General features: G+C 69.8%; 19 protein-coding genes. 12 read left to right on the top strand and 7 right to left on the bottom strand.

The annotated features are described in order from the left end of the window. Nucleotides 1-79 precede the first annotated feature (79 nt). Together ACFW22_RS22550 and ACFW22_RS22545 are read right to left on the bottom strand one after the other, a co-directional pair. A complete protein-coding gene (locus tag ACFW22_RS22550) occupies nucleotides 80-1,459 on the bottom strand; it encodes an aspartate aminotransferase family protein (protein WP_386407521.1) in 1,380 nt (459 codons plus the stop codon). After that, nucleotides 1,444-1,935, bottom strand: a complete 492-nt coding sequence (locus ACFW22_RS22545) for an Lrp/AsnC family transcriptional regulator (protein ID WP_384883078.1) — start codon at nucleotides 1,933-1,935, stop codon at nucleotides 1,444-1,446. The genes ACFW22_RS22550 and ACFW22_RS22545 overlap by 16 nt, the downstream gene beginning before the upstream one ends. 205 nt (nucleotides 1,936-2,140) lie before the next feature. Between ACFW22_RS22545 and ACFW22_RS22540 the strand changes: the two genes are divergently transcribed. The 3 genes from ACFW22_RS22540 (at nucleotide 2,141) to ACFW22_RS22530 (ending at nucleotide 5,584) form a co-directional block, all read left to right on the top strand. Continuing rightward, on the top strand, nucleotides 2,141-3,577 hold the full coding sequence (locus ACFW22_RS22540; protein WP_386407517.1) for a gamma-aminobutyraldehyde dehydrogenase: 1,437 nt from the start codon (nucleotides 2,141-2,143) through the stop codon (nucleotides 3,575-3,577). A gap of 141 nt (nucleotides 3,578-3,718) precedes the next feature. After that, nucleotides 3,719-4,882, top strand: a complete 1,164-nt coding sequence (locus ACFW22_RS22535; RefSeq protein WP_386407513.1) for a spermidine/putrescine ABC transporter substrate-binding protein — start codon at nucleotides 3,719-3,721, stop codon at nucleotides 4,880-4,882. 120 nt (nucleotides 4,883-5,002) lie between these two features. Further along, entirely contained in the window at nucleotides 5,003-5,584 is a 582-nt protein-coding gene (locus tag ACFW22_RS22530; RefSeq protein WP_386407510.1) for a hypothetical protein, read from the top strand. A 19-nt stretch (nucleotides 5,585-5,603) separates the two neighbouring features. Here ACFW22_RS22530 and ACFW22_RS22525 read toward each other — a convergent pair whose 3' ends face one another. Genes ACFW22_RS22525 through ACFW22_RS22515 form a run of 3 tightly spaced genes read right to left on the bottom strand, consistent with a single transcriptional unit; the run spans nucleotide 5,604 to nucleotide 8,127 of the window. After that, the gene (locus ACFW22_RS22525; protein ID WP_386407507.1) at nucleotides 5,604-6,383 is read right to left on the bottom strand and encodes an SAM-dependent methyltransferase; all 780 of its coding nucleotides are present in this window, start codon (nucleotides 6,381-6,383) and stop codon (nucleotides 5,604-5,606) included. After that, complete coding sequence (locus ACFW22_RS22520) at nucleotides 6,380-7,069, bottom strand: glycerophosphodiester phosphodiesterase (protein ID WP_386407504.1); 690 nt, start codon at nucleotides 7,067-7,069, stop codon at nucleotides 6,380-6,382. The genes ACFW22_RS22525 and ACFW22_RS22520 overlap by 4 nt, the downstream gene beginning before the upstream one ends. 26 nt (nucleotides 7,070-7,095) lie before the next feature. After that, on the bottom strand, nucleotides 7,096-8,127 hold the full coding sequence (locus tag ACFW22_RS22515) for an adenosine deaminase (RefSeq protein ID WP_386407501.1): 1,032 nt from the start codon (nucleotides 8,125-8,127) through the stop codon (nucleotides 7,096-7,098). A 75-nt stretch (nucleotides 8,128-8,202) separates the two neighbouring features. Here ACFW22_RS22515 and ACFW22_RS22510 point away from each other — a divergent pair, with 75 nt between their 5' ends. Beyond that, on the top strand, nucleotides 8,203-8,862 hold the full coding sequence (locus tag ACFW22_RS22510; RefSeq protein ID WP_386407498.1) for a DUF4190 domain-containing protein: 660 nt from the start codon (nucleotides 8,203-8,205) through the stop codon (nucleotides 8,860-8,862). A 54-nt stretch (nucleotides 8,863-8,916) separates the two neighbouring features. Here ACFW22_RS22510 and ACFW22_RS22505 read toward each other — a convergent pair whose 3' ends face one another. After that, on the bottom strand, nucleotides 8,917-9,465 hold the full coding sequence (locus tag ACFW22_RS22505) for an NADAR family protein (protein ID WP_386407495.1): 549 nt from the start codon (nucleotides 9,463-9,465) through the stop codon (nucleotides 8,917-8,919). 175 nt (nucleotides 9,466-9,640) lie between these two features. Between ACFW22_RS22505 and ACFW22_RS22500 the strand changes: the two genes are divergently transcribed. The 8 genes from ACFW22_RS22500 (at nucleotide 9,641) to ACFW22_RS22465 (ending at nucleotide 19,349) form a co-directional block, all read left to right on the top strand. Then, nucleotides 9,641-11,155 carry a gamma-aminobutyraldehyde dehydrogenase gene (locus ACFW22_RS22500; RefSeq protein WP_386407492.1) on the top strand — a complete coding sequence of 505 codons (1,515 nt, stop codon included), beginning with the start codon at nucleotides 9,641-9,643 and terminating at the stop codon, nucleotides 11,153-11,155. A gap of 51 nt (nucleotides 11,156-11,206) precedes the next feature. After that, nucleotides 11,207-12,454: a PotD/PotF family extracellular solute-binding protein gene (locus ACFW22_RS22495; RefSeq protein WP_386407489.1), complete on the top strand. Its 1,248-nt coding sequence runs from the start codon at nucleotides 11,207-11,209 to the stop codon at nucleotides 12,452-12,454. A gap of 44 nt (nucleotides 12,455-12,498) precedes the next feature. Next, nucleotides 12,499-13,647, top strand: a complete 1,149-nt coding sequence (locus ACFW22_RS22490) for an ABC transporter ATP-binding protein (protein WP_386407486.1) — start codon at nucleotides 12,499-12,501, stop codon at nucleotides 13,645-13,647. After that, on the top strand, nucleotides 13,644-14,576 hold the full coding sequence (locus ACFW22_RS22485; protein ID WP_386407483.1) for an ABC transporter permease: 933 nt from the start codon (nucleotides 13,644-13,646) through the stop codon (nucleotides 14,574-14,576). Before ACFW22_RS22490 ends, ACFW22_RS22485 begins: the two co-directional genes overlap by 4 nt. Further along, a complete protein-coding gene (locus ACFW22_RS22480) occupies nucleotides 14,576-15,370 on the top strand; it encodes an ABC transporter permease (RefSeq protein ID WP_384881863.1) in 795 nt (264 codons plus the stop codon). The genes ACFW22_RS22485 and ACFW22_RS22480 overlap by 1 nt, the downstream gene beginning before the upstream one ends. 36 nt (nucleotides 15,371-15,406) lie before the next feature. Beyond that, nucleotides 15,407-16,825, top strand: a complete 1,419-nt coding sequence (locus ACFW22_RS22475; RefSeq protein ID WP_386407479.1) for an NAD(P)/FAD-dependent oxidoreductase — start codon at nucleotides 15,407-15,409, stop codon at nucleotides 16,823-16,825. 112 nt (nucleotides 16,826-16,937) lie between these two features. Further along, nucleotides 16,938-17,417, top strand: coding sequence for a hypothetical protein (locus ACFW22_RS22470; RefSeq protein WP_386407476.1), 480 nt, complete (start codon nucleotides 16,938-16,940; stop codon nucleotides 17,415-17,417). A 132-nt stretch (nucleotides 17,418-17,549) separates the two neighbouring features. Further along, nucleotides 17,550-19,349 (top strand): chitinase, encoded by a 1,800-nt coding sequence (locus ACFW22_RS22465; protein WP_386407473.1) that lies wholly within the window; start codon nucleotides 17,550-17,552, stop codon nucleotides 19,347-19,349. Here the strand turns inward: ACFW22_RS22465 and ACFW22_RS22460 are convergent. Next, a complete protein-coding gene (locus ACFW22_RS22460; protein ID WP_386407470.1) occupies nucleotides 19,315-19,827 on the bottom strand; it encodes a phosphatase PAP2 family protein in 513 nt (170 codons plus the stop codon). The genes ACFW22_RS22465 and ACFW22_RS22460 overlap by 35 nt on opposite strands. Nucleotides 19,828-19,896: the final 69 nt, after the last annotated feature.

Below are 19,896 nucleotides of genomic sequence, written 5' to 3'. Positions count from 1 at the left end.
CGGGCCGCCGCCATCCACTCGGATGGCCGCAGACCCGGGCCGGGGTCACGCCGTGAGGGCGGCGTGATGCCGGGGGCTCCTAGAGCTTGGTCCAGGCCTCGGTGAGCACCGTGCGCAGGATGCCCTCGATCTCGTCGAAGGTGCCCTGGTCGGCGATCAGCGGCGGGGCCAGCTGGATGACCGGGTCGCCACGGTCGTCGGCACGGCAGTACAGGCCGTTGTCGAACAGCGCCTTCGACAGGAAGCCGTAGAGGACGCGCTCGGTCTCCTCGTCCGTGAAGGACTCCTTGGTGACCTTGTCCTTGACGAGCTCGATGCCGTAGAAGAAGCCGTTGCCGCGGACGTCGCCGACGATCGGGAGGTCGTGCAGCTTCTTCAGGGTGTCGAAGAAGTTGCCCTCCTGGTCGAGGACGTGCTGGTTCAGGCCTTCCTTGTCGAAGATGTCGAGGTTGGCGATCGCGACCGCCGAGGACACCGGGTGGCCACCGAAGGTGTAGCCGTGCAGGAAGGTGTTGTCGCCCTTGTAGAAGGGCTCGGCGATGCGGTCGGAGACGATGCAGGCACCGATCGGGGAGTAGCCCGAGGTCATGCCCTTGGCGCAGGTGATCATGTCCGGCACGTAGCCGAACTTGTCGCAGGCGAACATGGTGCCGAGGCGGCCGAAGGCGCAGATCGTCTCGTCGGAGACGAGCAGCACGTCGTACTGGTCGCAGATCTCGCGGACGCGCTGGAAGTAGCCGGGCGGCGGCGGGAAGCAGCCGCCGGCGTTCTGCACCGGCTCCAGGAAGACGGCCGCGACGGTGTCGGGGCCCTCGAAGAGGATCTGCTGCTCGATCTGGTCGGCGGCCCAGCGGCCGAAGGCCTCGGGGTCGTCGCCGTGGATCGGGGCGCGGTAGATGTTGGTGTTCGGCACCTTGTGCGCGCCGGGGACCAGCGGCTCGAAGGGGGCCTTCAGGGCCGGCAGGCCGGTGATGGACAGGGCGCCCTGCGGGGTGCCGTGGTAGGCGACCGCACGCGAGATGACCTTGTACTTGGTGTGCTTGCCCTGCAGCTTGAAGTACTGCTTGGCGAGCTTCCAGGCGGTCTCGACGGCCTCGCCGCCGCCGGTGGTGAAGAAGACCTTGTTGAGGTCGCCCGGAGCGTAGTCCGCGAGGCGCTCGGCGAGCTCGACGGCCTTGGGGTGCGCGTACGACCACACGGGGAAGAACGCGAGTTCCTGGGCCTGCTTGTACGCGACCTCGGCCAGTTCCTGGCGGCCGTGTCCGGCGTTGACCACGAAGAGACCGGCGAGACCGTCGAGGTAGCGCTTGCCCTTGTCGTCGAAGATGTAGGTGCCTTCGCCACGCACGATGGTGGGGACGGGCGAGTTCTCGTACGACGACATGCGGGTGAAGTGCATCCACAGGTGGTCGTAGGCGGTCTTGGAGAGGTCCTGGGTCACGGTTATCGGGTTCCCCACATATAGGTCTGCTTCTTGAGCTTGAGGTAGACGAAGCTCTCGGTGGAGCGCACCCCGGGGAGGGTGCGGATGCGCTTGTTGATCACATCCAGGAGGTGGTCGTCGTCCTCGCAGACGACCTCCACCATGAGGTCGAAGGAGCCCGCGGTCATCACCACGTACTCGCACTCGGCCATGGCCGTCAGTGCTTCCGCGACCGGATCCAGGTCACCCTCGACGTTGATGCCGACCATCGCCTGCCGTCGGAAACCCACGGTGAGGGGGTCGGTGACGGCGACGATCTGCATGACGCCCTGGTCGAGCAGCTTCTGGACGCGCTGGCGCACGGCGGCTTCGGAGAGGCCCACGGCCTTTCCGATCGCCGCGTAGGGACGGCGACCGTCCTCCTGGAGCTGTTCGATGATCGCCAGGGAGACGGCGTCGATCGTCGGGGACGAACCGGTTCCGGTTCTTGGGTCTGTGCTTCGACTGGCCACGGCTTCACTGTGCACCGAGATGGGCAGTCATGCAAGCCCGAAGCGATGTAATTCGTTGCGATCGGCTTCAGATCTCACTGAATCCGAAGTTACGGGGGGTCGGGGCTGTTGAAAGCGTCAGTCGAACGATTAGGCTGGGGTGTCTCGCCCATCGGGACGCCGCACAAGGATGTGCGAAGACAGAACGTGACAGGAGGGGTGGCAAGTGACCACCGAGCTGCGCCGGCTGCGTAACTACATCAACGGGGAGTTCCGCGACGCGGCCGACGGCCGCACCATCGACGTGGTCAACCCGGCGACCGGCGAGGTGTACGCCACCTCCCCGCTCTCCGGCCAGGCCGACGTCGACGCCGCCATGGAGGCCGCCGCCGCGGCGTTCCCCGCCTGGCGCGACAGCACGCCCGCCGAGCGCCAGAAGGTGCTCCTCAAGATCGCCGACGCCTTCGAGGAGCGTGCCGAGGAGCTGATCGCGGCCGAGGTCCAGAACACCGGCAAGCCGGTCGCCCTCACCGCCAGCGAAGAGGTCCCGCCGATGGTGGACCAGATCCGCTTCTTCGCCGGTGCCGCCCGCATGCTCGAAGGCCGCTCGGCCGGCGAGTACATGGAGGGCATGACCTCCATCGTCCGGCGCGAGCCGGTCGGCGTCTGCGCGCAGGTCGCGCCGTGGAACTACCCGATGATGATGGCCGTCTGGAAGTTCGCCCCGGCCCTCGCCGCGGGCAACACCGTCGTCCTGAAGCCCTCGGACACGACCCCCGCGTCGACGGTCCTGATGGCCGAGATCATCGGCCAGATCGTCCCCAAGGGCGTCTTCAACGTCGTCTGCGGCGACCGCGAGACGGGCAAGGCCATGGTCGAGCACCCGACCCCGGCGATGGCCTCCATCACCGGTTCGGTCCGCGCCGGCATGCAGGTCGCCGAGTCGGCGGCCAAGGACGTCAAGCGCGTTCACCTGGAGCTGGGCGGCAAGGCCCCGGTCGTGGTCTTCGAGGACACCGACATCGAGAAGGCCGTCGAGGACATCTCGGTCGCCGGTTTCTTCAACGCCGGCCAGGACTGCACGGCCGCGACCCGCGTGCTCGTGCACGAGTCCATCCACGACGAGTTCGTCGCCGCCCTCGCCAAGGCCGCCGCCGACACCAAGACCGGTCAGCCCGACGACGAGGACGTGCTCTACGGCCCGCTCAACAACGCCAACCAGCTGAAGCAGGTCGCCGGCTTCATCGACCGCCTCCCGGCCCACGCCAAGGTCGAGGCCGGCGGTCACCGCGTCGGCGAGAAGGGGTACTTCTACGCCCCGACCGTCGTCTCCGGTCTCCAGCAGGACGACGAGATCGTGCAGAACGAGGTCTTCGGCCCGGTCATCACCGTCCAGTCCTTCACGGACGAGGCCCAGGCCCTGGAGTTCGCGAACGGCGTCGAGTACGCCCTCGCCTCCTCCGTCTGGACCAAGGACCACGCGCGCGCGATGCGCATGTCCAAGGCCCTCGACTTCGGCTGCGTGTGGATCAACACCCACATCCCGCTGGTCGCCGAGATGCCCCACGGCGGCTACAAGAAGTCCGGCTACGGCAAGGACCTCTCCGCCTACGGCTTCGAGGACTACACGCGCATCAAGCACGTCATGACCTCCCTCGGCTGATCGACCCGAGCCCCGCGCGGCCCCGGCACCCTTGGTCGACAGGGTGTCGGGGCCGCGCTCCGTCGCTCGACGGACCGTCCATTGCCGCAGGTGGCGGCGGGCCGGGATGCTGCTCCGGTGAGAGCGACAGCCAGGAAACACATGTCCCGTCGGTCCCTGCTGCGCGGCTTCGGCGCCGCCGGGGCCGGAGCCCTGCTCGCCGGCTGCGGGGTCCCCGCCGCCTACATCGACGCGGGCGACCGGGCGGGCAGGGACCTCTCGGCGCGGGACCGGACGCTGGACTTCGCGAACTGGCCGCTCTACATCGACACCGATGACGACGACCCGTCGAAGCGGCCGACCCTGGACGCCTTCCGGAAGCGGACCGGAATCTCCGTCCACTACACCGAAGAGATCAACGACAACGACGAGTTCTTCGGCAAGATCAGCCCGTCCCTGATGAACCACCAGGAGACCGGACGGGACCTGATCGTCGTCAGCGACTGGATGGCCGCCCGCTTCGTCCGCCTCGGCTGGGTCCAGGAGATGGACCGCGCCGTCCAGCCGAACGTCGCCCGACACCTCGACCCCCAGCTGCGCGAGCCGGCCTTCGACCCCGGTCGACTGCACAGCGTGCCCTGGCAGTCCGGGATCACCGGCATCGCCTACAACCGCCGGAAGCTCGGCCGCGAGCTGCGGTCCACCCGGGAGCTGTGGGCCGATGACCTGCGCGGCAAGGTGACCCTGCTCTCCGGCCTCGACGAGTCCTTCGCCCTGCTCATGATGGGCAACGGCGTCGACGTGACCCGGTGGACCGGCGACGACTTCCACGCCCTGTGCGAACAGGTCGAGGAGCTCGTCGCGACGAAGCACATCCGGCGCTTCACCGGGAACGACTACATCAAGGACCTCTCCAGCGGTGACGTGCTCGCCTGCCAGGCGTACTCCGGCGACGTCCTCCAGCTCCAGGCCGACAACCCGGACATCGAGTTCGTCGTTCCCGAGGAGGGCGCCGAACTGTGGGCCGAGTCGCTGATGGTGCCCAACCTCGCCCAGCACAAGTCCAACGCCGAGAAGCTGGTCGACTACTACTACGAGCCCGAGGTCGCCGCCGAGCTGGCCGCCTGGGTCAACTACGTCTGCCCGGTTCCGGCCGCCCAGGACGTCCTCGCCGATTCCGGGGACGAGGAGCTCGTGGCGCTCGCGGAGGACCCGCTGATCTTCCCGGACGCCGACATGAGGAGCCGGCTCGCCATCGCCCGGGACATCACCGCGGAGGAGCGCCAGGCCTTCGCGAAGAAGTGGAACTCGATCGTCGGGCTGTGAGGGGGCGCGGGGCCGGGCCGGGGGAGGACGAAGGGTTCGGCAGCGGTCCCGCGCGTCACCGGGAGGAGCGGACCGCCCCCCCATTTCTGAACGTGTTCAAGAGTGGCGTACGGTAGGCCCATGAGCGACACGAACGGGTCTCAGGCCCTTCTCGCGCGCATCCGCGCCTGGCTGGTCGTCTTCGTCATCTGTCTGGTCCTGAGCGGGGCCACCGCCTTCCCGCTCGTCACCGAACTCCGCCTCCTCGACTCCTCGTTGGACGGTTGGGCCGCACCGGTCGGCGAGCTCCTGCCGAGGTTCGCCGACTGGATCGACCGCGTGGAGGGCAGTCTCCGGGCCGCCGACGAGCAGGCTCCGTACCTGCTCTACGGCTACGACTGGCTGGCCTTCGCCCACCTCGTCATCGCGGTCGCCTTCTACGGCCCCTACCGCGACCCGGTCCGCAACGTCTGGGTCATCGAGTTCGGCATGATCGCCTGTGTCGGCGTCATTCCGCTCGCCCTGATCTGCGGCCCCCTCCGGGGCATCCCCTTCTGGTGGTCGGTCGTCGACATGTCCTTCGGCGTCATCGGCATCCTGCCGCTGCTCCACGTGCGCCGGTTGACCAAGCGGCTGGAAGCGCTCCAGCGGGGTGCCGTTCCACCGGAAGCCGGCCGGCCGAACGGCACCCGCCCGGAAGCGGTCCGGGCGAACGGGGCGTAGGCCGCCGCCCGCGGGCCCGCTACGGCTTGCGTCCCACCGCGCCGAACTGCGCCACCACGGCCCCCTCCGCGGAGCGCCAACGGGCGCAGGACACGATGCCCGGCTCCAGGAGGTCGAGGCCGTCCAGGAAGGAGGCGAACTCCTCCTGGGTGCGCGCGGTGATCGGCGGGGTCGCGTTCTCGTTCCAGAAGGCCATCGCGGCCTCGTTGCCCTCGCCGCCGAGCTCCGGTTCGAGGGTCGGGTGGGTCAGGACCAGGTGGCTGCCGGAGGGAACGGCGGCCATCAGGGTCCGCACGATCGACCGGGCCTCGTCGGTGTCCTGGACGAAGTTGAGGATGCCGAGCATCATGACCGCGACCGGCCGGGACAGGTCGAGGGTCGCGGCGGCTGCCGTCACGATCCGTTCCGGGGCGTGGGCATCGGCGTCGACGTACTCGGTGACCCCCTCCGGGGCGCTCGTCAGGAGCGCGCGGGCGTGGGCGAGGACGATCGGGTCGTTGTCGACGTAGACGATCCGGGAGTCCGGGGCGATCCGCTGCGCCACTTCGTGGGTGTTGTCGGCGGTCGGCAGGCCGGTGCCGATGTCCAGGAACTGGCGCACGCCCGCCTCTGAGGCCAAGTGGGTCACTGCCCGACCGAGGAACGCCCGGTCCGCGCGGGCCACTTCGCCGATGCTCGGGTAGAAACCGGTGACGGCGTCGCCGACCTGACGGTCCACCGGGTAGTTGTCCTTGCCGCCCAACCAGTAGTTCCAGACCCGGGCGTTGTGGGCGATGTCGGTGCGGATCCTGTCGTTCAAGGCCGGGCCTTTCGTAGCAGGGCGGCGAGTGTGTCGACCCGGTTCGTGGTGACCGAGTCCACCCCGTTCAAGATCAGCTTACGCATGGTGCGTGCGGTGTCGGCCGTCCATGCCGAGACCAGGTAACCGTCCCGGTGGACCCGCTCGGCCAGGGCCCGACTCACCAGCCCGAAGCGGTAGTTGAGCCAGCGGGGGCGTACCGCGTCGAGCAGCACGGGGCGGGGCGGGGCCAGGGTGGTCCAGGTCAGGGCGATCTCGGCGGCCGGGTCGGCGGCCCGCACCCGGAGCATGGCGGTGGCCCCCGCGCAGTAGTAGACGCGGTCCCCGGCCCCGCACTCGTGGACCGTGCGGACGATCGTGCGGACCGAGTCCCCGTCGCCGCCCGGCAGGTCCAGCATCAGCCGGTGTTCCCCGGCGGTGAGCAGCGCGTCGCGAAGGGTCGGCACCCCGTCGTGCGTCAGCTCGCGCACCTGCGCGTGGGTGAGCGAGGAGAGCGGCCGGTCGTGGCCCCACAGCCGCTTGAGGGTGTCGTCGTGGAGGAGAACGGGCACGCCGTCCCCGGTCAGTCGGACGTCGATCTCGACCGCGTCCGCCCCCTGCTCGATCGCCGAGGCGATCGAGGGGAGCGTGTTCTCGCGGACTCGGTACGGGTCGCCGCGATGGCCCACGGCAGTGACAGGACGCATGGGCCCATTGTCGGCTCCCGCTGCCGTCAGCGCGCCAACCAGGCGTCCGTGTACGCGTCGATCTCCGCGGCGATCCGGGCCTTGCCCGCGGGGTCGAGGAAGGAGGCCTCCACCGCGTTCTTCGCGAGCGCGGCGGTGCCGCGCTCGTCGAGGTCGAGGAGGCGTGCGGCGACCGCGTACTCGTTGTTGAGGTCCGTGCCGAACATCGGCGGGTCGTCGCTGTTGACCGTGACCAGCACGCCCGCCTCCACCATCTGCCGGATCGGGTGCTCGTCCAGGGTGGCGACGGCCCGGGTGGCGATGTTGGACGTCGGGCAGACTTCCAGGGCGATGCGGTGCTCGGCGAGGTGGGCCAGGAGGGCCGGGTCCCGGACGGAGCTGGTGCCGTGCCCGATGCGCTCGGCGCCCAGGTCGCGCAGCGCGTCCCAGACGGTCTGCGGCCCGGTCGTCTCGCCCGCGTGCGGAACGGAGTGCAGGCCGGCCGCGCGGGCCACGTCGAAGTAGGGCTTGAACTGGGGGCGCGGCACTCCGATCTCCGGGCCGCCGAGCCCGAAGGACACCAGGCCCTCGGGGCGCAGCCCCTCGGTGGTCGCGAGCCGCGCGGTCTCCTCGGCGGAGACGAGGCCGGCCTCGCCGGGGATGTCGAAGCACCAGCGCAGGACGGTGCCGAACTCGGCTTCGGCGGCCTTGCGGGCGTCCTCGATGGCCTCCATGAAGGCGCACTCGTCGATGCCCCGGCGGGTGGAGGAGTACGGGGTGATGGTCAGCTCGGCGTAGCGGATGTTCTGCCGGGCCATGTCGCGGGCGACCTCGAAGGTCAGCAGGCGGACGTCCTCGGGCGTGCGGACCAGGTCGACGACCGACAGGTAGACGTCGATGAAGTGGGCGAAGTCCGTGAAGGTGAAGTAGTCGGCCAGCGCCTCCGGGTCCGTGGGGACCTTGGAGTCGGGGTGCCGGGCCGCGAGCTCGGCGACGATCCGGGGGGAGGCCGAGCCGACGTGGTGGACGTGCAGCTCGGCTTTGGGGAGCCCGGCGATGAAGGGGTGGAGATCGGTCATCGGATCATCGTAGGCCGGGCGGTTCTCCCCCGGAGGGGAGGCCGTAGCATGGCGTGACCACGATGGGGGAGGCACATGTCCGATAATCGAGACCAGTCGCAGGGCGGGTACGACCCGGCGGACCCTTGGGCTCCGCCGAACCGCGACGGGGTGGAACTGAGCAAGCCGGTGGCCCCGTCGTCCCCGCCGGTGCACGACCAGCCCACGATGGCGGCCATGCCGGGAGTGCCGGGCGAGGACGTCCCGCCGCCGCCGGTCGCCCCGGGCGGCCCGGCGACCGCGCCCGGGGCCTACGGCTATCCTGCGGACGCTTCCGGTGGTTACGGCTACCCTCCGGCGGCTTCGGCCCCCACCGCGCCGGGGTACGGATACCCCGGTTACGCACAGCCCGGCTACGGGCAGCCCGGTTGGCAGCAGCAGCCCTCCAACGGCATGGGCACGGCCGCGATGGTGCTCGGCATCGTCGCGGTCGCGGGCTTCTGCCTGTACGGCCTGGGAATGATCCTCGGCATCCTGGCCTTGATCTTCGGCGTCATCGGCCTGAAGAAGGTCGGACGGGGCGAGGCGACGAACCGGGGCATGGCGATCGCGGGCATCGTGCTCGGGGCGATCGGCACCGTGGTGAGTGCGGCCTTCCTGGGCCTGGTGATCTGGGCGGTCGCCCAGGACGGGGTGGAAACCGGGTACGACGAGGGGTCGTCCGAGTCGGACGTCGTGCTGGAGATCGAGCGCTGACCCCGCACGAACACGGAGGGCCCCGCACCGTTCTCGGTGCGGGGCCCTCCTGCGTCAGTCGGCCCGGAGCCGGTCCCGTGCCTCCATCAGGGCGAAACCCAGGAGGTTGAGGCCCCGCCAGCGGGCCGGGTCACCGGCCCCGGGGGCGTCCGCGGCGAGTCCGATGCCCCAGATGCGATCGAGCGGACTGGCCTCGACCAGCACCCGCTCGCCCGTCCCCAGGAGGTACGCGCGCAGGGCCTCGTCCGAGGAGAACTTGTGGACGCTGCCGGTGACGACGATCTCGAAGCGCTCCCGCTCCCAGGTGGCCTCGTCGAATCCCCGCACCAGCCGCCCCGCCTTCTTGGCCTCCGCGGGCGTGCGGGCTTCCACCGCCGCCCGCTCCGCTCCGGCGTCCCGGAAGAGCCGTGCCTTGGCCGCCATCATCCAGTGTTCGGCGGTCGCGTAGGTCACGCCGTCGACGGTGAAGGGCGCCGGCCACCACTGGCTCAGACAGCTGGCCGAGAGTCGTCCCCCGGGGTGTGGGCGGTGTCCCCAGAAGTGCAGCCACTTCACTCGGTCACCCCTGCTGACCTGCTGTGTCAGCTCTTCGAGCTTACTCATGCATGCGAGTCTGGCAGGCGCCACGGACACTCCGTACGGAGATTTTCCGGCCACCTCGACACATGGTCGACCGATTCCGTCGCGTAACCAAAAGGCAACAACGGAATCACTTGTTGACGGGCCGTCCCTCTGTCAGGATCGGCACTCAATTCGAGCTGGGACAACGGAGAGCGTCATGGGCAACCGCTTCCAGGTGACGGACCGCTTCGCGGACGGCGCGCAGTACATCGGCGGAAGGCTCCGCGCGGGAACCTCGGACCGGTCACACAGCGTGATCGATCCGGCGACGGGCGAGAGTGCGTACACGTATGCGCTCGCCTCCACCGCAGACGTCGACGAGGCGGTGGCCGCCGCCAAGGCGGCCTTCCCCGGCTGGGCCGCGGCCACCCCCGGCGAGCGCTCCGACGCGCTGCACCGGCTCGCCGGCGTGCTCGCCGAGTGGGCCCGGGACATCGCCGAGGTCGAGTCGCTCCAGTGCGGCAAGCCCCTGAAGCTGACCACCGAGTTCGACGTGCCCGGCACGATCGACAACACGGCCTTCTTCGCGGGGGCCGCCCGTCACCTCCAGGGCCAGTCGGCCGCCGAGTACAGCGGTGACCACACCTCGTACGTCCGGCGCGAGCCGATCGGCGTGGTGGGTTCCATCGCTCCCTGGAACTACCCGCTCCAGATGGCTGCCTGGAAGATCCTCCCGGCGATCGCCGCCGGCAACACGATCGTCCTCAAGCCGGCCGAGCTCACCCCGCTGACCTCCCTGATGTTTGCGCAGGCGGCGAAGGAAGCGGGCATTCCGGACGGTGTGATCAACATCGTCAGCGGTTCCGGGCGGGTCGTCGGCGAGCACCTCGTCGGCCACCCCGACGTCGTCATGACCTCCTTCACCGGTTCCACCCCGGTCGGCAAGCGGGTCGCCGAGGTGGCCACCGCCACCGTGAAGCGACTCCACCTCGAACTCGGCGGCAAGGCCCCCTTCCTCGTCTTCGACGACGCCGACCTGGAGGCCGCCGCCCAGGGTGCGGTCGCGGCCTCCCTCATCAACAGCGGCCAGGACTGCACCGCGGCGACCCGCGCCTACGTCCAGCGCCCGCTCTACGAGGCCTTCGTCGCCCGGGTCGCCGAGCTCATGGAGACCGTCCGGGTCGGAGACCCCTTCAAGCCGGGCACCGACCTCGGTCCGCTGGTCAGCCACCGCCACCGCGACGCCGTCGCCGGCTTCGTCGAGCGCGCCCGCGGCTACGCCAGGGTCGTCACCGGGGGCGAAGCCCCTGGTGGAGAGCTGGAGAACGGCGCGTACTACCGTCCCACCCTGATCGTCGACGCCGCGCAGGACAGCGAGGTCGTGCAGTCGGAGATCTTCGGCCCGGTTCTGGTGGCCCTGCCCTTCGACAGCGATGACGAGGGCATTCGACTGGCCAATGACACCCCCTACGGCCTCGCCGCCTCCGCCTGGAGCCGGGACGTGTACCGGACCAACCGCGCCACGAGGGAGATCAAGGCCGGCTGCGTGTGGGTCAACGACCACATTCCGATCATCAGTGAGATGCCCCACGGCGGCACCAAGGCCTCTGGATACGGAAAGGACATGTCGGTGTACTCCTTCGAGGAGTACACGCAGGTCAAGCACGTGATGTTCGACAACACTGCGGTCGCCGAGAAGGACTGGCACCGCACGATCTTCGGGGACCGATAGCCGACACCGCCGCCCGACCAGCGGCGCAACCATCCCGAAAGGGCACAGCGCATGGAGCAGTACGAGCCCGACAGCCTGTCCGCCGCGCAGTTGGCGGCGATGCGGCGCAGCATGACGAGCGGCCGGGGCGCGCTCAGCCGCCGTTCGATGCTGCGCGCGGGCGGCGCCGGTGCGCTCGTGATCGGCGGACTCGCCGGTCTGAGCGCCTGCGGCATCCCGCCGGCCAAGCGGGAGGGCGAGGGGCCCGCGTCCATCGACGTCTCGGACAAGGAGAAGAGCCTCGCCTTCTCCAACTGGACCGAGTACATGGACGTCAGTGAGGACGGGAAGTCCCGCCCGACCCTGGAGGAGTTCGCCAAACGCACCGGGATCAAGGTCAAGTACACCGAGGACATCAACGACAACGTCGAGTTCTTCGGCAAGATCAAGCCGCAGCTCGCGGCCGGCCAGGACACCGGCCGTGACCTGATCTGCGTCACCGACTGGCTCGCCGCCCGCATCATCCGGCTCGGCTGGGCACAGAAGCTCGACCCGGCCAACCTCCCCAACGCCTACGCGAACCTGTCCCCGCAGTTCCGCCGCCCCGACTGGGACCCGGGCCGGTCCTACTCGTACCCGTGGACGGGCATCTCCACCGTCATCGCGTACAACGTCAAGGCGACCGGCGGCAAGAAGGTCGACTCGGTCACCCAGCTCCTCGACGACCCCGCGCTCAAGGGCCGGGTCGGCTTCCTCACGGAGATGCGCGACTCCGTCGGCATGACCCTGCTCGACATGGGCAAGGACCCCGGGAACTTCACGGACGCCGACTTCGACACGGCGATCGGGCGCCTCCAGAAGGGCGTCGACAAGAAGCAGATCCGCCGCTTCACCGGCAACGACTACACCTCCGACCTGGACAAGGGCGACATCGCCGCCTGTCTGGCCTGGGCCGGCGACGTCATCCAGCTCCAGGCGGACAACCCGGACATCAGGTTCGCCGTTCCGTCCGCCGGATACATCACCTCCAGCGACAACCTGCTGGTCCCCGCGCAGTCCCGGCACAAGGCCAACGCCGAGAAGCTCATCGACTACTACTACGAGCTTCCCGTCGCCGCCCAGCTCGCCGCGTACATCAACTACGTCTGCCCCGTCGACGGGGTGAAGGACGAGCTCGCCAAGATCGACCCCGAGCTCGCCGACAACACGCTGATCCTCCCGGACAAGGCCATGGCCGCGAAGTCCCACGCCTTCCGCTCGCTCAGCAGCGAGGAGGAGACGGCGTACGAGGAGAAGTTCGCCAAGCTCATCGGCGCCTGAGTCCGGCCTCGTCCACCTCTCTCACTCCCCTGGGACCGCAACCCATGACTGACAAGAACACCGGCGGCGACGTCCGTCTCACCGGGATCAGCAAGACGTACGGCTCGTTCACCGCCGTCCACCCGCTCGACCTGACCGTCCCGCAGGGCTCCTTCTTCGCCCTGCTCGGCGCCTCCGGCTGTGGAAAGACCACCACGCTGCGCATGATCGCCGGCCTGGAGGACCCGACCACCGGTTCCGTCTTCCTCGGCGACACCGACGTCACCGACCTCCCGCCGTACAAGCGGCCGGTCAACACCGTCTTCCAGTCCTATGCGCTCTTCCCGCACATGGACGTCTCCGAGAACATCGCCTTCGGTCTCCGCCGGCGCGGCATCAAGTCGGTGAAGAAGCAGGTCGACGACATGCTGGAGCTCGTCCAGCTCGGCGACAAGGCCCGGCACAAGCCGCACCAGCTCTCCGGCGGCCAGCAGCAGCGCGTCGCCGTGGCCCGCGCGCTCATCAACCACCCGCAGGTGCTCCTCCTCGACGAGCCGCTCGGCGCCCTCGACCTCAAGCTGCGCCGCCAGATGCAGCTGGAGCTCAAGCGGATCCAGACCGAGGTCGGCATCACCTTCGTGCACGTCACCCACGACCAGGAGGAGGCCATGACGATGGCCGACCAGGTCGCGGTGATGAACGGCGGCCGGGTGGAGCAGCTCGGCGCCCCCGCCGACCTCTACGAGAACCCGCAGACCACCTTCGTCGCCAACTTCCTCGGCACCTCCAACCTGATCACGGCCGAGGTCCTGGAGACCGGGACCGACGTCGTCGTGACCGCGGGCGGCGGCAAGCTGAAGCTCCCTGGGGACCGCTGCGCCTCCGCCGTCCGCCAGGGCGGCACGGTGCTCCTCGGCGTCCGTCCGGAGAAGATCTCGCTCGCGCACGTCGACGACGCGGGGAAGATCGCCGACGGTCGCAACCGGGTGACCGGCCGGATCGTCGACTCCTCCTTCATCGGCGTCTCCACCCAGTACGTGGTGGACTCGCCGGCCGGTGAGGAGATCCAGGTCTACGAGCAGAACATCGAGCGGGACGCGCGCCTCGTTCCCGGCGCCGAGGTGGTCCTCCACTGGAACCCGGCCCACACCTTCGGCCTCGACGCGACGCAGGACATCGACGCGGGCGTGGAGACGGTGGAGGACGCCGGATGAGCACTCCCACGCTGACGAAGGCGGACGCGGCGCCGGTCGAAGAACCGGTTCTGCGCAAGCCTTCCACCCGCAAGCGGCTCGTCCCCTACTGGCTGCTGCTGCCCGGCATCGTCTGGCTGCTGGTCTTCTTCGCGCTGCCGCTCGTCTACCAGGCCTCGACCTCGGTGCAGACCGGCTCCCTGGAGCAGGGCTTCGAGGTCACCTGGCACTTCCAGACCTACTGGGAGGCCTTCCGGGAGTACTGGCCGCAGTTCGTCCGCTCCCTGCTGTACGCCGGGACCGCGACCCTGCTCTGCCTGCTGCTCGGCTACCCGCTGGCGTACCTGATCGCCTTCCGGGCCGGTCGCTGGCGCAACGTGCTGCTCGTCCTCGTCATCGCGCCCTTCTTCACCAGCTTCCTCATCCGCACGCTCGCGTGGAAGACGATCCTGGCCGACGACAGCCTCGTGGTCGACGCGCTGAACGCGCTGCACGTCCTGGACGTCACCAGCTGGCTCGGCTGGACCGCGGGCGACCGCGTCCTCGCCACCCCGATGGCGGTCGTCTGCGGCCTCACGTACAACTTCCTCCCCTTCATGATCCTGCCCCTCTACACCTCCCTGGAGCGGATCGACGGCCGTCTGCACGAGGCCGCGCAGGACCTGTACGCCTCCCCGGTGACCACCTTCCGCAAGGTGACCTTCCCGTTGTCGATGCCCGGCGTCGTCTCCGGCACCCTGCTCACCTTCATCCCGGCCAGCGGTGACTACGTCAACGCCGAACTGCTCGGCTCGACCGACACCAAGATGGTCGGCAGCGTCATCCAGTCGCAGTTCCTGCGCGTCCTCGACTACCCGACGGCGGCCGCGCTCTCGTTCATCCTGATGGCGATCGTGCTGGGCATGGTCACCGTGTACATCCGCCGTGCCGGAACGGAGGACCTGGTCTGATGCGCTGGCTGCGGAAGAACCTCGTCGTCATCGCGGGCCTGTTGACGCTCGCGTACATGATCCTGCCCAACCTCGTCGTGATGGCGTTCTCCTTCAACAAGCCGAAGGGACGCTTCAACTACTCCTGGCAGGAGTTCTCGTTCGACGCCTGGACGGACCCCTGCGGCGTCGCCGACATGTGCGAGTCGCTCTCGCTCTCGCTCCAGCTCGCCGCCTGGGCGACGCTCGGCTCGGTCGTCCTCGGCACGATGATCGCCTTCGCGCTGGTCCGCTACCGCTTCCGGGCGCGCGGCGCGATCAACTCGCTGATCTTCCTGCCGATGGCGATGCCCGAGGTCGTCATGGCCGCCTCGCTGCTCACCCTCTTCCTCAACATGGGGATCGAGCTGGGCTTCTGGACGGTCCTCATCGCCCACATCATGTTCTGCCTGTCGTTCGTCGTGACGGCGGTCAAGGCCCGGGTCATGTCGATGGACCCGCGCCTCGAAGAGGCGGCCCGCGACCTCTACGCGGGGCCCGCGCAGACCTTCCTGCGCGTGACCCTGCCGATCGCCGCGCCCGGCATCGCCGCCGGTGGGCTGCTCGCCTTCGCGCTCTCGTTCGACGACTTCATCATCACCAACTTCAACGCGGGCTCCACCGTCACCTTCCCCATGTTCGTCTGGGGCTCGGCGCAGCGCGGAACCCCCGTTCAGATCAACGTCATCGGCACCGCGATGTTCGTCCTTGCGGTACTGGTGGTCGTGGCCGGTCAGATCATCACGAACCGGCGCAAGAAGACAGCAACGGCCTGACCGAACCCCGGTCGGGCACCGAAGGAGTTGGAAACCATGGCCCCAGTCGCCATGCGTCTCGCTGCACAATCTCTCTCCGACGCCCAGCCCGTCCCCTTCTGGCTGGAAGACCCCGGCAAGCCCGGAGCCCTGCCCGCCCTCACCGGCACCGAGAAGTGCGACCTCCTCGTGGTCGGCGGCGGATACAGCGGCCTGTGGACCGCGCTCCTCGCCAAGGAGCGCGACCCCTCCCGGGACGTGGTGCTGATCGAGGGCCGCGAGGCGGGCTGGGCCGCCTCGGGCCGCAACGGAGGCTTCTGCGCGGCCTCCCTCACGCACGGCTTCGGCAACGGCCTCTCCCGCTGGCCGGGCGAACTGTCGAAGCTGGAACGGCTCGGCGAGCGCAACCTCGACGCCATCGAGGAGGCGGTCGCGCGCTACGCGCTGGACTGCGAGTTCGAGCGCACCGGCGAGATCGACGTGGCCACCGAGCCCTACCAGGTCGACGAGCTGCACGAGTGGTACGAGGAGGCCGAGCGGCTCGGCCTCGCGGACGGCCTGGAGCTCCTGGACCGGGACGCCGTGCGGGCCGAGGTCGACTCCCCGACCTTCCTCGGCGGGCTGTGGGACAGGCGGGGGGTCGCCATGCTGCACCCCGCCAAGCTGGCCTGGGGCCTGAAGCGGGCCTGCCTCGACCTGGGGGTGCGGATCTACGAGAACACGCCCGGCCTGCAGCTCGCCTCCGCGGGCGCCGGCATGGGCGTCCGCACCCCGTACGGCAAGGTGCTGGCCCGTCGGGTCGCGCTCGGCACCAACGTCTTCCCCTCGCTGGTCAAGCGGGTCCGGTCGTACACCGTCCCGGTCTACGACTACGCCCTGATGACCGAACCGCTCAGCCCCGAGCAGCTCGCCTCGATCGGCTGGAAGAACCGGCAGGGCCTCGGCGACTCCGCCAACCAGTTCCACTACTTCCGGATCACCGCCGACCACCGCATCCTGTGGGGCGGCTACGACGCGGTGTACCCGTACGGCGGCAAGGTCAGCGCCGAGATGGACCACCGGCCGGAGACGTACCTCAAGCTCGCCGAGCACTTCTTCCGCTGCTTCCCCCAGCTGGAGGGGCTCCGCTTCAGCCATGCCTGGGGCGGCGCGATCGACACCTGCTCGCGCTTCTCCGCCTTCTTCGGCACGGCGTACCAGGGGAAGGTGGCGTACGCGGCCGGCTTCACCGGCCTCGGCGTCGGCGCCACCCGCTTCGGCGGGGACGTGATGCTGGACCTGCTCGCGGGGGAGCGCACCGAGCGCACCGACCTGGAGATGGTCCGCTCCAAGCCGCTGCCCTTCCCGCCCGAGCCGGTCGCCTGGGCCGGCATCGGGATCACCAAGTGGTCGCTCGCCCGTGCCGATGCGAACGGCGGCCGGCGCAACCTGTGGCTGAAGGCCATGGACCGGCTCGGCCTCGGTTTCGACAGCTGATCGCCTGTGACGCACGTCACAGGTGACGTGCGGTCGGAGTCGCGTAAGAGGAGCCCCCGTACCCGCTCTCTCCCCGTGGACATCGAGTCCACGTGGAGAGGAGATCGTCGCGATGACTGGTACGGGGGCTTCTGGCGTCAGGGCTGCGGTGGCGTGGCTGACCTCGGTCGCACCGGATCCCGACGCCTGCCGGTGGGAGTGGGAGCGCAACTCCCACGGGGTCGTGCTGTTGCCCGCCGGGAAGCGGTGGGACGTGCTGATCCTGCCGGGGGAGCTCGGTCACCCCACCCTCGACGTGCTGACCCGGCTCGTGGACCGGCCGGGCCCGGTCCTGGCCGACTTCGGGGACGCCCGCATGGGCTTCTTCGTCCCGCCGGGGACCGTGGCCCGCTGGCTGGGCACCGGGGTGCGCGGTGCGGGCGTCGGGACCTGGGTCGTGGTCCCGTACCCGGGCCGGGTGACCGGCGGGGTGCGTTGGCTGGTGGCGCCGGACGGTCTGGGCACCCTCACCGACGCCTCGCTCCTGGAGTTGGCGATGCACGAGGCGGCGGGCCGGCTGGCCAGGGGCGAGGGGGAAGGGGGTGGTGCCTGAACCGGACGCCGAGCCGGCTCCGCGCCGGTCCCCGCCCCCGGTCTCGAAGCGAATAGAGGTCTTGACCACTTGATTGGTCTGGACCATGCTGTGGCGCGCTCCACCTCGATTCCCCCACTCCCGGAGGCAGTTGTGGACCGCACCAGACCCCTCACCCTGCTGTTGGCGGGCGCCCTCGCTGCCGGCGGGCTCCTCGCCCTGACCCCCGCGGCCCAGGCCGCCGACACCGAACTCGCCCGCAACGGCGGCTTCGAGGCCGGCCTCGACGGCTGGACCTGTACGGCGGGCAGCGGCACCGCCGTCACCTCACCCGTCCACGGCGGGACCAAGGCCCTCCAGGCCGTTCCCGCCGGCAGCGACAACGCCCGCTGCTCCCAGACCCTCACCGTCAAGCCGAACTCCAGCTACGTGCTCAGCGGTTGGGTGCGCGGGAGCTACGTCTACCTCGGCGCCACCGGCACCGGCACCACCGACGTCTCCACCTGGACGGCCTCCGCGCCCGACTGGCAGAAGCTCACCACCTCGTTCACCACCGGTGCCTCGACCACCGCCGTCACGATCTACACCCACGGCTGGTACGGCACCCCCGCCTACCAGGCCGACGACCTCTCCCTCTACGGGCCCGGCGGCGACCCGGTCCAGCTTCCGGCCGCCCCCACCGGCCTCACGGCGGGTTCGCCGACCTCCACCTCCGTACCGCTCGGCTGGGCCGCCGTCCCCGGCGCCACCTCGTACCACGTCTACCGGGGCGGCACGAAGGTCCTCACGGTCACCGCGCCCTCGGCCACCGTCTCCGGGCTCACGCCCTCCACCCCGTACACCTTCCAGGTCACCGCCGCCAACAGCGCCGGCGAGTCCCCGAAATCGACCGCCGTGACCGCGACGACCACCTCGGGCGGCGGCGGGGGCGGCGGGCTGCCCCCGCACGCCCTCGTCGGCTACCTCCACACCAGCTTCGCCAACGGCTCCGGCTACACCCGCATGGCGGACGTCCCCGACTCGTGGGACGTCATCAACCTCGCCTTCGGCGAACCCACGTCGGTCACCTCGGGCGACATCCGCTTCAGCCTCTGCCCCGTGACGGAATGCCCCGGCGTCGAATCGGCCGCCGACTTCAAGGCCGCGATCAAGGCCAAGCAGGCCGCGGGCAAGAAGGTCCTCATCTCCATCGGCGGCCAGAACGGACAGGTCCAACTCGCCACCACCGCCGCCCGCGACGCCTTCGTCACCTCGGTCTCGAAGATCATCGACGAGTACGGCCTCGACGGCCTGGACATCGACTTCGAGGGACACTCGCTGTCGCTGCAGACCGGTGACACCGACTTCCGGAACCCGACCAGCCCGGTCATCGTCCACCTGATCCAGGCGGTCAAGTCCCTCAAGGCCAAGTACGGCGCCGACTTCGTCCTGACCATGGCGCCGGAGACCTTCTTCGTCCAGCTCGGCTACCAGTACTACGGCTCCGGCCCCTGGGGCGGCCAGGACCCGCGCGCCGGTGCCTACCTCCCGGTCATCCACGCCCTGCGCGACGACCTGACCCTGCTCCACGTCCAGGACTACAACTCGGGCTCCATCATGGGCCTCGACAACCAGTACCACTCGATGGGCGGCGCCGACTTCCACATCGCCATGACCGACATGCTCCTCACGGGCTTCCCGGTCGCCGGCAACGCGGACCGCTTCTTCCCGGCCCTCCGCCCCGAGCAGGTCGCCATCGGCCTCCCCGCCTCCACCCAGGCGGGCAACGGCCACACCAGTCCGGCCGAGGTGAACAAGGCCCTGGACTGCCTGACCAAGAAGCAGAACTGCGGCGCGTACCAGACCCACGGCACCTGGCCGTCCCTGCGCGGCCTGATGACCTGGTCGATCAACTGGGACCGCTACAACCAGTGGGGGTTCAGCCGGAACTTCGACGCGTACGACTGGAGCTGACCCCCAGCACCAGCAGCGAGAGGCAGAGGCTGGCGAACACGTCCAAGGGCCAGTGGAAGCCCCGCAGGACCAGTCCGGTCCCCGTCACCGCCGTCAGCAGGGCGGCGACGGGGACCAGGCGCTTCGAGACCAGGAAGGCCGCCCCGAAGTAGGCGACGGCGGCCGTGGCCGTGTGTCCCGAGGGGTAATAGCCCTGGGCCCAGGGCTCCAGGGGGCCCGGGCGCGCCGTCCACTCCTTCAGGGGGATCACCAGGAGCGGCACCACGGCCATCGCCAGGCCCGCGTGCAGGGCGGCGGCGCGGCGGCCCCGCCACAGCGCGTACCCCATCGCACAGGCCAGGACCGGCAGGGCGACCGTCAGGTTGCCGAGGTCGGAGGCGCGCTCGCTCAGCGAGCGGGGGACCGCGTCCAGCAGGGCCCGGGACAGCCGCTCGTCGATCCCGATCAGCGGGCCGTGGACGAGGACCTGCCAGGTCACGACGGCGAGGGCGACGAACGCGGAGAAGAGGACCGGCCGCCGGGGAACGGGCGGGAGCGTTCCGGGGCG

Origin of the sequence: Streptomyces sp. NPDC058872 (assembly GCF_042743065.1) — a bacterium.
Lineage (GTDB): Bacteria > Actinomycetota > Actinomycetes > Streptomycetales > Streptomycetaceae > Streptomyces.
Note: the sequence above shows the minus strand (reverse complement) of the source record. Positions and strands in the feature narration are given on the sequence as shown.

What these genes read in the sequence shown, in the direction of transcription:
- ACFW22_RS22535 (WP_386407513.1), top strand. Translation starts at nt 3,719, where the DNA reads ATGTCCCGTCGGTCCCTGCTGCGCGGCTTCGGCGCCGCCGGGGCCGGA.
- ACFW22_RS22530 (WP_386407510.1), top strand. Translation starts at nt 5,003, where the DNA reads ATGAGCGACACGAACGGGTCTCAGGCCCTTCTCGCGCGCATCCGCGCC.
- ACFW22_RS22520 (WP_386407504.1), bottom strand. Translation starts at nt 7,069, where the DNA reads ATGCGTCCTGTCACTGCCGTGGGCCATCGCGGCGACCCGTACCGAGTC.
- ACFW22_RS22515 (WP_386407501.1), bottom strand. Translation starts at nt 8,127, where the DNA reads ATGACCGATCTCCACCCCTTCATCGCCGGGCTCCCCAAAGCCGAGCTG.
- ACFW22_RS22510 (WP_386407498.1), top strand. Translation starts at nt 8,203, where the DNA reads ATGTCCGATAATCGAGACCAGTCGCAGGGCGGGTACGACCCGGCGGAC.
- ACFW22_RS22505 (WP_386407495.1), bottom strand. Translation starts at nt 9,465, where the DNA reads ATGAGTAAGCTCGAAGAGCTGACACAGCAGGTCAGCAGGGGTGACCGA.
- ACFW22_RS22500 (WP_386407492.1), top strand. Translation starts at nt 9,641, where the DNA reads ATGGGCAACCGCTTCCAGGTGACGGACCGCTTCGCGGACGGCGCGCAG.
- ACFW22_RS22495 (WP_386407489.1), top strand. Translation starts at nt 11,207, where the DNA reads ATGGAGCAGTACGAGCCCGACAGCCTGTCCGCCGCGCAGTTGGCGGCG.
- ACFW22_RS22490 (WP_386407486.1), top strand. Translation starts at nt 12,499, where the DNA reads ATGACTGACAAGAACACCGGCGGCGACGTCCGTCTCACCGGGATCAGC.
- ACFW22_RS22485 (WP_386407483.1), top strand. Translation starts at nt 13,644, where the DNA reads ATGAGCACTCCCACGCTGACGAAGGCGGACGCGGCGCCGGTCGAAGAA.
- ACFW22_RS22480 (WP_384881863.1), top strand. Translation starts at nt 14,576, where the DNA reads ATGCGCTGGCTGCGGAAGAACCTCGTCGTCATCGCGGGCCTGTTGACG.
- ACFW22_RS22475 (WP_386407479.1), top strand. Translation starts at nt 15,407, where the DNA reads ATGGCCCCAGTCGCCATGCGTCTCGCTGCACAATCTCTCTCCGACGCC.
- ACFW22_RS22470 (WP_386407476.1), top strand. Translation starts at nt 16,938, where the DNA reads ATGACTGGTACGGGGGCTTCTGGCGTCAGGGCTGCGGTGGCGTGGCTG.